Annotated in this window: 8 protein-coding genes; all 8 read right to left on the reverse strand. The window is 41.4% G+C overall.

Annotation, left to right across the window (positions count from 1 at the left end; translation table 11 throughout):
- Positions 1-38 precede the first annotated feature (38 nt).
- The 8 genes from HMPREF0766_RS17220 to HMPREF0766_RS17255 all read right to left on the reverse strand — a co-directional run bounded on the left by HMPREF0766_RS17220 (position 39) and on the right by HMPREF0766_RS17255 (position 13985).
- A complete protein-coding gene (locus HMPREF0766_RS17220) occupies positions 39-1895 on the reverse strand; it encodes an outer membrane protein assembly factor BamB family protein (RefSeq protein WP_236590605.1) in 1857 nt (618 codons plus the stop codon).
- Positions 1896-1914: 19 nt separating this feature from the next.
- On the reverse strand, positions 1915-3144 hold the full coding sequence (locus tag HMPREF0766_RS17225) for an exo-beta-N-acetylmuramidase NamZ family protein (protein ID WP_003000042.1): 1230 nt from the start codon (positions 3142-3144) through the stop codon (positions 1915-1917).
- A gap of 66 nt (positions 3145-3210) precedes the next feature.
- Positions 3211-5052, reverse strand: coding sequence for a RagB/SusD family nutrient uptake outer membrane protein (locus HMPREF0766_RS17230; RefSeq protein WP_003000045.1), 1842 nt, complete (start codon positions 5050-5052; stop codon positions 3211-3213).
- 10 nt (positions 5053-5062) lie between these two features.
- Positions 5063-8584, reverse strand: a complete 3522-nt coding sequence (locus tag HMPREF0766_RS17235; RefSeq protein WP_003000047.1) for a SusC/RagA family TonB-linked outer membrane protein — start codon at positions 8582-8584, stop codon at positions 5063-5065.
- Positions 8585-8966: 382 nt separating this feature from the next.
- The gene (locus tag HMPREF0766_RS17240; protein WP_169311224.1) at positions 8967-9989 is read right to left on the reverse strand and encodes a glycosyl hydrolase family 18 protein; all 1023 of its coding nucleotides are present in this window, start codon (positions 9987-9989) and stop codon (positions 8967-8969) included.
- A gap of 46 nt (positions 9990-10035) precedes the next feature.
- On the reverse strand, positions 10036-11670 hold the full coding sequence (locus HMPREF0766_RS17245) for a PKD domain-containing protein (protein WP_003000054.1): 1635 nt from the start codon (positions 11668-11670) through the stop codon (positions 10036-10038).
- A 1-nt stretch (position 11671) separates the two neighbouring features.
- Positions 11672-12442, reverse strand: coding sequence for a hypothetical protein (locus HMPREF0766_RS17250; RefSeq protein WP_003000056.1), 771 nt, complete (start codon positions 12440-12442; stop codon positions 11672-11674).
- 4 nt (positions 12443-12446) lie between these two features.
- Positions 12447-13985 (reverse strand): SusD/RagB family nutrient-binding outer membrane lipoprotein, encoded by a 1539-nt coding sequence (locus HMPREF0766_RS17255; protein WP_236590606.1) that lies wholly within the window; start codon positions 13983-13985, stop codon positions 12447-12449.
- Positions 13986-13995 lie beyond the last annotated feature (10 nt).

The following is a 13995-nucleotide window of genomic DNA, read 5'->3' on the forward strand; positions in this document are numbered from 1 at the left end:
TGTTTATGTGTTAACGTCATCTTTAATATTTTCAGTGATTAAGGTTGATATGACAGCGAAACAACTTTACCGTCCATTGTACTTGCAATAATACTATTTTTTTTGCTTACTAATATAGGATTAACCATACCATTTGAAATTTTATATTGCCATTCTATTTCCCCGGACTTCGCATTGATTGCTGAAACCAGCCCTGATTGACTTGGCACAAACACGTAACGCCCCGCTGACACGATTGCAGACGGAGTAAGTTCGTAAGGCAATTGTAACTTTGACTGCCAGTCAATCTCCATACTATCGGCACGGCTTGAGACACCCAACAGTTGCCCATCCATGGTTTTAACGTATACATGCTGACCATCTTTTGATAAGCCCATAGATTCTCTTACACGATAAGGATCTTTTTTAGCTCTCCATATAATATGCCCGTCTGAAGCATCCAATGCTGTCATAAATCTATCGGGAGCAACCACAAAGATACGATCGTGAATAGCGACAGGGTAGCAGGCTGCAGCAGAAAACATACGGTTAGCATGCCCGTTGTTCCATTCCCAGGCCAATTTTCCATCTGCAATATTCAAGGCATAAAAGCCATTTCCCCAGGATCCGAAGATAACCTTGTCTTTATACAGAGTAGGCAGCGTCGAAACATATCCCTTTACCTGGTCAAAAGTCCATTTTACAGCTCCGGTGCTAATATCTATAGCTCTGAACTTTCCATCAGACCCACCTATGTAAGCCATCCCATTATGGACTGCAGGCGATCCTAATACAGATTTGTCTGTATCTACTCTCCATTTCAGCTTTCCGTTGTCGGCATTAATACCATAAATGGTATGATCCGATGATCCTACAACAATCGTATTTTTCCATACGGCAGGAGTAGAATAGACTTTTCCTTTTGTAGAAAAAGTCCATACTTTTTTCCCTGTATTGTTATTTAAGGCTATGATTTCACCAAGTGTATTGGCTGTAATAATAAGATCTTTATAGCTGTTCATACCTGCACCTATATCACCGGCATCTTCAAATACCCAATTCACTTTTACTTTATCGCTGTACTTTGTATTGACTGTATAATCAGGTCTGGGATAGACTGTTTTATCGGTCGCAAACTGATGATCTTTCAATTCTACAGTTGCCCAGGCAGATTCCAGGGCTTGCCCCGGTTTCTTTACCTGATAAACCGCTTTTCCGTCCCCTATTGTTACTATATTGTATCCTCCAATACTATCCTTTGCACGAAGATTAGATCTTCCCATTATACCGGGAATACCTTCCCAGTTGTATTTTACATTCGCGTGTCCGTGACCACAAAATGCCAGTTGTACATTCCTTTTCTTCACACGATTTATTGCTTCAAACCAATTGTTGAGCGATGAATCCTGCGGATAATGATTGATATATATGAGGGGCGTCTGCGTATCGGGATTTGCTTTAAAAACGGAATCCATCCACACCAGATTTTCTCTTGGGATCTGGCCGGGACTCATACGCATATTGGGTCCTGAGTTAGTCCCCATGAACATATAGCCTTTATGTCTGAAAAAAAATGTCTCTCCTCCAAATACTTTTCTGAATGTATTGGCGCCATTTTCGGACCAGTTGCCGTCATGATTTCCGGGTATTACATACCAGGGTAACTGCAGACTATCCAAAATCTGCTTAGCCAATCTTAATTCTGCATCTGCACCAAATTCCGTTATATCGCCCGAGAGAATAACAAAATCCAGTTGCTGCTGCGCATTCAGATCCTTAACCGTCCGACGCAAGTCATCCGCTCCTGTTGCTCCTCCAACATGCGTATCAGTCACATGTGCAAATCTGAATGATTGAGCAGAAAGACTTTGTGCAAAAAGAAGACAAAGAGCAATAAATATAGATTTAGTAGGCATGTTTTTCATTTTTAGGCTTTTATTCAAAATCAGGATATAGCAAATATTGCTTACGCATCTTTTTATAATCACTCAGTTCCTGTTTCCATGAATCACGGATTTGTTGTTCTGATTTTCCGGCCAGAATCTGCTTTCTTAATTCATCGGTACCAGCCAGTTTATCAAAAAATTCTGCGCGCACAAAGAATTTAGATTTATCCGGCATCTTATTATAGAAGTGAAGGATATATTTAAGTGTAAACTTCTGCTCATCTGCATTTAGATTTCTAAGATCAAGACCGTAATTAGTCGCTCCTTTTCCTTCCACATGTTTTACCATTCCGGCGCGTTCACTTGGGGTAAATGTAAACTGACCATATACCGGATCTGTATATCCTACCACCTGAAAAGGCCAGTCTGTGCCGCGACCAACTGAAATATCTGTTCCTTCAAACAGACACAGAGAAGTATACAAACGTACGGAAAGATGATTCGGAAGGCTTGGGGATGGAATAACAGGCAGATCATACATCGTTTTGTGATCATAGTTCTTAACCGGAATGACCGTTACTTTACATTGCTTACCTTTCTCCAGCCATTTCTCTCCATTGATCATATGAGCGAGTTCACCCACTGTCAGCCCGTGAATCATAGCAATCTTATGAAAAGAGACATTAGATTTGAATTTATCATCTTTTCTGACCGGACCATCCACCTGATCTCCGTTCGGATTAGGCCTGTCCAGTACGATCAGTTCTTTGTTATGTTTAGCACATAATTCCATCACACGATGCAGAGAAGTGATGTACGTATAAAACCGGGCGCCCACATCCTGCAGATCAAATATCATGACATCTACAGACTTCACAATGGAGTCCTGCTTCTCATTACCTCCATATAAGGTATACAACGGAAGACCTGTTTTCGGATCTACATCATTGCTTACTTTTTCACCACGCTCCACATTTCCGCGGAAACCATGCTCAGGAGCAAATCCGAATTTCAAATTTACCTTCTCTCTTAATAGCACATCTACAAGATGTTCCTTATCTTTTCCGACGATAGATGTTTGATTCCCCATCAAACCTACTTTCTTGCCTTTCAACAAGGGCAGATATGCAGATAGCTGATCAGCTCCGGGAAGAGGTGATGAAGCAACAATGGTTTGTGCAACAGAGTCATTTCTTACCGCGGCCTGTTTTGAAGCTGAAGTGCAGGCATTCTGCATCAGTACCACAGTGATAAGTGATAATGTAAATAGTTTTTTCATAAGCAGTAGAAAACACCAAGAGATTTGGTTCTCTTGGTGTTATTATATTTATAATTGTTTAAATAATTACCAACCTGGTGTCTGAGCCAGTGTATAGCCTAACTCCGTATATTGTTGTATCTGATTTAAACCCACAGGAGCTAAATAAGCTCTGTCTGTAAAGGCAACACGATTTGCAAATCTCGCAACTACATAATACCCGACCAGCGCATCTGCGTTGGTACCGTCATATGTAATAATCTGTCCGTTTGCATTTTTTACTTTCAGTACATTTTTATAAGTTGCTGTCAATCGGTTTGGTAAATCTTTTTTCACATTTACCCATGGACCCAAACTGTAATCTTCTTTTACAAAATTCATATAGTTTAGTTTCTTCCACCGTCTGATATCATTGATACGCGCGTATTCATAAACAAATTCCATACGTCTTTCTCTGCGAATTTCCCACATTAATTGGGAAACATCTCCGTCACGGGTAGGATCATTAGGCAGATTGGCCAAAGTTAAAGGAGCTGTTTTCTTTACCCCTTTATTTGTTGCCTCTGTATCTAAAGGACGATTACGGATGGCATTGATCGACTTATCCAGATCTGCCTGAGTCACTGCCGGGCCTCCAAATTTTTCTGCTAAGATTTGTTTTGCTTCTATCCAGTTTAGAACCACTTCTCCAAGGCGCACAATAGGTGCATCACTGACATTTGTATTACTACCCCATTTAGCAGGATAGGTCTTACCGATATAGGTCAATGCATCTCTTCCTGCAAATTTGTGTGCATATGCCATCGTGGAAGATGCCGTATTAACAGTATCCATAAATGTAGCTTCGAAACGCGGATCTCTTGTTTTTGCCAGATTTTTCAGTGTAAAATCCTTTGCATTCGCGACGGTAGAATTTTGCCAGATCTGACCATCGGTACAGATAAATGCTTTCAACAGATCCAGATTGGCTCCGCGAGGCTGACCTTCAGTACCATTACTGTAAGAAGATACTGCATGTGTTACTTTCAACACATCATCATAGGATCTGTAAAATATAACTTCTGTATTGGTCGCCAGATTATCAGACGCAAAGAGACTTTTAAAGTCATTGTTAAAGCGCCACTTTCCACTATCCATTACAAACTGAGCTGCTTCAACAGCTAATTCCAGATATTTTTTAGACCGTGTCGCATCTAACCCGTGATAATGCTGCCATGACCCTTCAAATAACATCATATTAGAAATAAGTGCTGCCGCTGCATAACGGTTTACATACTGTGCTCCATCGTCCAGACGCATATTAGCCAGCACGTATTTAAAGTCATCGTACACACGATCCATTACTTCTCCTCTAGGCGTACGTTCTTTATACATAGAGGCCTGATCTGTAGGATCCACCGGTGCGTCATAGTATGGAACATCTCCGAAGACACTGGTTAATCTCGAATATTCAAAACCTCTGAAGAATCTCGCCACTGCCATCCAGTGATTATACTCTTCCTGAGAAAGATTTGCTTTAGCCTGATTGTCCAGTCTGTTGATCATGACATTAGCTTTGCGAACCCACGCAAAATTCCAGTTAGGCCCTCCGCCGTATTGCTGAGAGAGAATAGCAGGAACTTCTGACGTAGAACCTCTTGTAGCAGGAACGGTCGCCTCAAATCCGGTCTGCGTTCCTTCTGATGTGAAATCATCTGCCATTGTATAACCAGTCATGGGTGCATACGCAGTTCCGAATCCGGAGTTGTAACCCACAAAGTAATTGGTGTAAAAGTCATTGGCGTATAACTTTACATCCCCCTGATTTCTCCAAAAATCTTTATCTATAACTTTTGTTTTCTCAGGTCTGTCCAGAACATCTTTATTACAACTTGCTAAACCAACTGTAGTAGCAAGCATTGTATATATGATTTTTTTACTTATTTTCATTTTTGACACATTAAAAATTCAACTGAATACCAAAAGATGCACTTTTAAAGCTTGGAGTACCGACACCTGTTCTTCCTCCGTTATAACTATTCGCATCAAATGAGATTGGATTTCTGCTGCTTGTCGGATTAAAGATAGATTCTCCCTCTACTTCTTCCGGATCAATAGGCAATCCGTTCAGCTTATCCCATGTAAAGAAGTTTTCTAAAGAAACGTATACTCTTAAATTGTTAATCTTAACACGCTCCAGCACATTTCTTGGGATGGTATAACCCAAAGTCAGGTTTTTCACTCTCAGGTAGGACATGTCCAGCAGATAGCGCGATTGAATCTGCATATTATTTACATTTAATGTCCCTGCATTATTAAATGCTGCAGGATAGAATGCATCCTGATTATCCGGTGTCCAGTAATCATTAACAAAAGATGCAGGCATAGCTCCGTCAGAGACGTTAAAACCAGGAATAGCCAGGAATCCAACTCCCCATACACTACGCTGTCCCACTCCCTGGAAGAATGCAGAAAGATCAAACCCTTTATAATCTGCTCCTATTCTGAATCCGTACTGGTAACGTGGAGTAGAGTTTCCGATGATACGCATATCACCCGGATTTTCTACTGTTCCGTTGCCGTTATCAATCTCACCGTCACCATTTAAATCTTTAAATTTAACATCACCGGGACCGAAGTAAAAATTCGTTGAATTCTGGAATCTCGGCTGATAAACAGCTTTTTCTCCGTTTGGTCCGTCTTTCAGCAAGTATGCTTTACCACCACCGCTGGTATTATATTTAGACATATCAGGAGTCAGGCTAACCAGTTGAGGTTTTCCGTTACCATCTAACACAAAGTCATCATACTGATACAGACGATCTGTCTCATATCCCCAGATATCTCCGTATACACGGCCATCGTAATTTAACCCTGTACCTCTTTGTGAAGTGTATCCGCTAAACACTGACTTCGCATCATCTAAATTAGCTCTTAAATTGATCCCCAATCCGTTTTCGAAACGGTGATTGAAGTCAATAGCCAACTCGAAACCTTTAGTTGTCAATGTACCGTAGTTTCCGAATGGAGCAGCAGCACCTAAGGTCCAGGTCGTTCCCTCCATAGGAGCAAACATATTATTTGTTTTCTTCTGATACCAGTCAAATGTTAAACCCAGTTTGTTTTGGAAGAAACGTGCATCCACACCAAAATCCAATGTTTCCAGATCTTCCCAGGTTACTGAAGGTACATTCAGCTTAGGAGTTCCCACCGAATTGGTCAACGCACCGTTAGCAATCCAACCCGTCTGTCCCGCAGTCATATTTGCAATGTACAGATCGGAAGGAACAGCCTGATTTCCGATAATACCCCAGGATCCTCTGAACTTCAGATTACTTAATGCAGGCTTAGCCCATTCCATAAAACTTTCTTCTGAAGCTACCCAACCAGCAGAAAAGGATGGAAACCATCTCCACTTCAAATCCGTTGGAAATTTAGAAGATCCGTCATAACGCAGATTCGCTTCTACCAGATATTTATTTTTAAAGGCATAATTGACACGTCCGAAATATCCGAGTTGGGAATCCCATGATTCGCCTCCGCTACCGGTAACTTGCCCTACGGCCAGGTCAAACTGAGGATTAGTGATATCGATCAGGTCAGCACGTTGTGTCCAGTGGTATTGTCCATCCGTAGTCACTCTGTTAAGTCCCAGCATAAATTTGAAATCATGTGCATCATTCAGATTTAGCTGATAGGTGGTGAATGCATTCACAGTATGTCTGCGTTCATTTTCAGACCGCATATAGATATGATCCTGAGCGGACCCGTTAGCAGTATACGTATCTTTTGAAAGATCATATGCCAATATCGCTCCCGGATCTGTAGACGCGACAGTCTGTCCGTCACTATTCACATATACCGGTTTACCATCTTTATCAAATCTTTGTTTTGCAGCAACCCATGAATTGGCTGCAGTATAACGGGTTCCGTTTTTTCTCCAGCTGTAGTCTTCATTTGTGAAAGTATAATCAATATCTACTTTCCAGTTTTTCATGATATTAACAGTTGCACCTGCATTTAAGTTAATATAATTGCGCAGCATACTGGCATCATTTGCAACAGAGTTTTCGCTCCATGGGCTGCGAATCGGATTTCCGTTTTCGTCATTTCCCATCGGATATAAAGAACTCCATCTGTACATGTACAACCATGGATCGGCTGTGGTAGAGTTAGTGGCATACGGATACGTCTTATTCCGTTGCGCAAACATGGCACCTCCGCGTACAGTCAGGTATTTATTCAGCTCCGAACTCACACGTAAGGCTGCATTGTATCTTTTGAATTTATCCGAATCACCAGGTTTCAACATCCCGCTTTGATTCAGCGAACCAAAAGACATAGTATACTTGGTTTTATTCAGGTTACCGTTCAGTGACAGGTTATGTGTCTGTGTAGGTGCCCATTCACGGATCATATAATCATACGGATCGTATGTACGTATACCGTATTTCTTAGTCGGATCTCCAGGGTTCACATACCAGTCGCGGCCATATACAGTCGGATCATCTGCACCAATGGTGGATCCGTATTTTTTATCCCATTCTACCGCCTTTTCATAGCTCTCGCGGTTTACTTTATAAAACGCTCCTGTTTCTACAGCTCCGATACGGTCTAATGCATCCATTGTATATTTCAATGCATTGACACGACCCATTTCATATTTTTTGAAAGGATTTTGGAAAGAAAAGTTGTTGGAGTAATTAATATTGATTTTTTCCTGTGTCCCGCCGGTCTTACTTGTAATGAGAATAACACCAAAAGCAGCTTTTGCTCCATAAATAGAAGATGCAGCAGCATCTTTCAATACGGAGATCGATTCGATATCTTCCGGGTTGACATACTGAATGCTTGGAATCTCCACATTATCCAATAAGATCAATGGATTACTGTTTCCCTGCATAGAAGAAATAGCACCACGGATTCTGATTCTTGGATCAGAACCAACCTCACCGCTAGGTATGGTAACACTCAGGCCGGGAGTTGTACCCTGTATAGCACGACCAACGTCAGAAATAGGCCGGCTCTGCAGATTTTCCTTTACATTGATGGTAGACACAGCTCCTGTAAGATTTCCTTTTTTCTGTTTACCGTATCCTACAACAACGACCTCATCCAGTGTAGATTCATCACTCGTCAGGGTTACGTTTAATGTGTTGGATGTAACAGTCAGATCTTTAGATGTATATCCTACACTTGAAAAACGGATCTTAGCTCCGATAGGAGCTGTAAGACGGAACTGCCCTTTGGCATCCGTTTGTGTAGAAGTAGTGGTTCCCACCACAGAGACAGTAACACCCGCCAATGGTCCTTCCGGACCGGATACTGTCCCTTGAACCGTCCCCTGCTCCATTCGTAAATTTGAACTCATGTACGAAGTTGCTTCACGGACGAGCGTATTACCTTTTACATTTCCGGCATGTGCTTCCGGAGATGGTAAGGATAACCCTAGAGCAACAGAAAATAGTAGAAATTTTCTCATACTTTTTTAGATTAAATTAGCTTATTTTTTAAAGTAGATTTTAAAAAGTTTTGCCTGTTTATGTTTGTTTTGTTTTAAATCAGGATAAAAGTATGCAAGAAATATGGATATAATTAACATTTATTAACAAATAAAGTGAGGAAACACTTACTTTGCACCATAATAATTCTTATTTAAGCTCTTATAAAAAGCAAAAACAGGCAATTAAGGTTTTGAAAATGCGCACAAAAACGCATAATAATCAGATTGACTGCTATTTAATGAAGAAAAGCATAGTGTAATAAATACACTGTTTTGTCACGTTTACGATACAATTGCGTTTATAACAAAAAATGCCGGCACTTTACTGCCGGCATTTAAAAACGATTAAGTTGGCGGATACTTACTTTGCCGCAGCAAAACCTACTTTTATTAAAGACTGTGCGCCAACAGCATCCTGGCCCCATTCCCAAAACATAATTCCATTTCCTTTTTGTCTGGCCAGCTGTGTTTTCAGCCTGATGGTATTTTCCCCATTGTAATAATAGGTTTTTCCATCTTTTGTAAATTCATCGGCATTTGCATTCGCTCCCATTGCCAGCAGATCCCGATATGGAGTTGCTGCATTGGCAGCCGTTTTTCCATAAGCCGGCAATCCTAAAACAGCCTTATTTGCCGGAAGTCCCTTTTCTGTTATCCAGATATTGAGCACACGTTCTGCCATACCATAGCTTGCATGATGATTGGGATTGGCCGAATCTGTTCCAATACCATCGTAGGCCATGAGGTTGACAAAATCACAGGCATCGATAGCCTCTTTGCTGATTCCTTCTTTTACAGTCCCTGCAAAGATTCCTGCGGTCACAGCCATACTGAGTGTACGGTGCCAGGAGTGAAGCTCGGCACCTAACTCTTGCATAAAGATTCCGAACGTAACATCATTCGCCTTATTGGATCTTGGATATTCCCAGTCCATATCTACGCCATCGAACTGGTTCTGAAGCGTAAAGCTCACTATATTTGCAATAAACTTAGATCGCAACTGCGGATTGGAAACAATCGTCGTAAATACCGAATCCACACCGTTCATCGCAATTACAATTTTCTTATTGTGACGCTTTACCAACCTGACCGCAGCCTGCATGTTTTCCTTTGTTCCCTGCAAAACCAATGATCCGTCGGACTTGGGCTGCATAAACGCGTATATCACATGTGTCAGACTTTCCAACGCTGTCGTATCTATAGCGGCAATGGTACGATAGCTTGGTAAATAAACAACCGTTTTAAATGAAAGATCTGGCTGATAAGGAGTTGTCGGTTTGACAAACTGATCTGCTCCGTAACCATCCGGTACCCAGATAACATCCTTCTTACAGGATACCAGTGTTACCAAAAGGGCTATACCCAATATTAAAAATTTCTTCATATTCATTTTATTTAGCCCCTGCATTTCTACAGGGGCAGATTATATCTTATCGTTTTACCTGATCAATAGCGATACCATAAGGCGCATATCCTTTGATAATAAATTCAGGAGTTTCACTTGTTCCTAATTTATATCTCAGAACTCCGGATTTAGATCCGGATCCAACTGTCTGTGGCGCATTTGCTCCACTTGCATCAGCTTTATTACGGTAGCCAAAGTATAGATAACCTTTTCCGGTCTCATCTACATCGATATCCATACCGGTTACATAGATGGTCTCATTTGTGTTGTCCGGTGCTACATAGCCCTGATCACTAAATCCTGTAGCAGTAAAGCCCATTACAGCCGGATCATTATAAACGGCAACAATATTATTGCCGTCCATATCCGAACGGTAAATTCCCGGTATATATGTTCCGCCTCTGTTGATCGCAAAATAAATCTGCTTATTGACCTGATCTACGACAAACTGACGTACTCCTAAAGACTTAATAGTTCCTGACAGGGAGCCGATAAACGCTCCAGCTTTGCTGAATTTATGAATTCCGACACCTGCAGTACCGGTAAACGAAACCCAGATTTCACCATTCACTTCTTTAATTCCGCTATAGAAATGTGTGGAAGAAGAAAAACCGGGAATATTGGTCGCTGTTGGTCTGAATTTAAAGTTAGGATAAGGAATCTCTACCCCTCCTCCGGCAGCTACATACACACCGTTATTACGACTTGTCCACCAGACATTACCGTCCGAATCTACTGCGTTCATCCATGGATCCAGGTTATATTCGGATGCTCCGACAACACTTCTCTTTGTCAGGAAGGTCTCGCCTGTTCCATCCAGATTGAAATATTTCACAAAACCATCTCCGTTTGCATTAGTACCGGTACTAAAACGCAATCCAAGACCGGCATCTGACAGATACACCTTGCCATTACCTATAGACAAACCTAAAGGACTGACACCGGTGGTAATTCCAAGATCAACTACGGTAGACGGCGCTAAAGTCGTCAGTTTATATTTGTAGATTTTCTTGGTAATGACATCCGTAAAATAAATGGTCTTGGCCAGTTCACCTTTGACATCTACTGCAACTTCTGTTGTTAGCGTTTCTACGCCGTCATTGACAGTCAGTTTCACAATCTGACTACCTTCTTTTGTAAACTTAATAACAGGCTTTTCGAGATCTGAAACTACTCCGTTGCCAAAATCCCAGCTATAGGTAACCGTTTTTCCGGGATATGTGAATATGCTGGCGGAGAACTGTACATCTGTATAAACGGCTATATTCTCAGGGACATTGATCTTAGGCTGCATTTTAGGGATAACGATTTTCTTTGTAATCTCCTTTTTCTGATCGCCTTGCCAGGTAGTCAGACTGACACTGTATTCACCCGGAAGTTCATAAAAAATAGTATCCGGAACCATCTTTTCAGATGTGGTCACATCCTGTACCTTACCCTTGCTATCGATAATCTTTGCCCCTTCAAACTGCCATTGAAACTTGTCTGCATTCTTTGAACGGTTTGTCAGCACCACTTTTGCCGGAGCAGTAATAGCATATTCCGGAAAATCAAAGTTTGCAATATACTCTCCTTGCTGACCGATACCGGTTATCTCATCCTTTGAACAGCCTAATATGACAAGGCCGATAAATAGATATAAAAATTTAACTGTCTTCATATTATAAACTGTTTTCGAATGTTCTGGTCGCTACGGTAGCAGTACCTGTTGAAGTAATTGCCGCTACATCTATAGTCACACTGTATTTTCCTACTTTTTTAATGCTGTTGACAACGGGTAGCAACTGTGTTTTTGTCAATGTCTGCTTTAGATTATTAATACCCGTTTGTGACAACACATAAGTTCCGCCATTCGTAAAATGACTGGCAGGAGCACTCGGATACAAGACCAGATAATCTGCTCTGGTAATCGTGTAAGCCAGCAAACCTTTCAATATCTCAAATTCCTGATCAGACAATTTCGTAATCAAGCTACTGTTATTCGGATACTTTCCTTCTTTAATAACCATCGGATACCTTCCTACCATCACATAATTATTGGTTACAGTTACCCAGTATTTATCCATATCGGCAGCAGCAACTTTCAACCATGAATTTGCTTTTGCAATGGAATCTATAACGGTCAGCGTAGACTCAGTTTCTCCTTTTGTCAATAGTTGCGTCCCGTTTTTAAGACTCATATTAATACCGAATGTTTCGACTATAGTCTCCATAAACCTCACTTCTGAAAATTTATCATCACGCTGCCAGGTCGATGCTGTCACTTGTAAGGTATCGCCGATTGCCGGCCGTGTATTATTATACGACACTCTCAACTGGGCAGCAAACTGACCGTTTGTTTCTCCCAATTCTGAAATGGGATCATTTTTCTCACAAGAAATCAAAGCACATGCTAAGACTACTGCATATAGTATGTTCGTTATCTTTCTCATTCTTTTAATCTTTTAATGTTGACTTCTCTGCCCACCAAACCGGTTTAAAGACCCAGTCTCTGGCTGACGCACCCAAACGTGCGATCTCTTTAGGGTTATAGACATATTCTGTCTGCGGATCGTACGGCAGACGCTGAATATATCTCCCTGTCCATTCTGTAAGTGCATATCTTGGGTAGTATAAATTCGGATAAGCCTTTTTACTGTATCCGTACCGTCTGATATCTGTCCAGGTCTCTCCCTGCAGGTAGAGTGCTATATATTTTTGAAGCATAATATCCGCTATAGTCAGTGCAGAAGCATTCTGTGCAACCTTAGCTGACCCCATATAACTAATGATCTGCCCTTCAGCTACACCCAGTCTTCTCAGGTTCAGATCTATGCCCGTATGGTAAGAAGCCAGCGCACCTTCTGTATCTCCTAAGTAAAACTGTGTTTCCGCTTTGATAAAATAAAGCTCTTCTTTTAACAGGATCGGATAAGGAGAATCATCTGATGTCCAGAATCCGTTTCGCAGGTTTGCAAAATCCTGATATACAGTCCCTGTCGGAAGATTAACATCCCGCAGACCTTCAGACATTTTAGCTCCCAGATATTTGTTATTTGCTCCCGGCGTTGTCAGCTTCAGTAAACGAGGATCATATACCTTATTTACTTCGTCTATTGTCAGTGATTTCATAAGCACATCCGTTGGAAGAGTGGTTTCCAGATCACTTTTGATATCAGCAAACTGAAATGCTTCTCCGGCAGGAGGCGGACCTGAAGGACCCCAAAGATTGCGCTGCCAGGATGATGTCGATCCTTTCGGATAGGTATACAGGGCATCCGAGAAATTAGCAATTGCGTTATTTACAATTGTCAGCAACTCCTGATGACCGTTTTGAAAATTAGCTGTTCTCAATTTTACACGAGCCCTTACCGCTTCGGCCAAACCTTTCCATTTATTAAGATCTCCCTGATAGATAATATCTGTCTTAGCATTCATGGATAAGGCCTGATCACTTACATTGTTCAGATCAGCCACACCTTCGTCCAGAAGAGTAAGTATATTTTTCAGAATTTCTTCCTGGCTATCATACAGCGGATTAAAAGAGCCTATATATGCTTCTTTCATTGGCATATCTCCAAATACGTCTGTCGCACTGAGGTAACTCAATGCAAGCATAATTTTGCCCACACCAATGTAGTTATTAGACCCTTCTTCTTTAGCGCGGACAATCATACCAGCCTGTCCGATAATATTACTACCGACATCAAAGTAATGCCACCTCCATGCACCCAGACGTGTAATACTGTTGTAATTCCAGGTATCTGTCTGTGCATTACTATTTCCTGTTCTTGTCGTCAGGTAATAGCTATGATAGGCTCCCCAACGTGCCTGAGAATACAACGAATAGGCCAGATTGGCTTCTATTGCGGCCAAACGCTGTGTAGAAGGTACCGTTACCGGATTCACAGGGTTCTCATTAATATCCAGTTTACTACATGAACTTACCACGACCAGGGCAAGTACTGTTGTTATGTTTTTTAAAATTCTAGTCATGATCCGATGC

The sequence above is a fragment of the Sphingobacterium spiritivorum ATCC 33861 genome (assembly GCF_000143765.1).
GTDB lineage: Bacteria > Bacteroidota > Bacteroidia > Sphingobacteriales > Sphingobacteriaceae > Sphingobacterium > Sphingobacterium spiritivorum.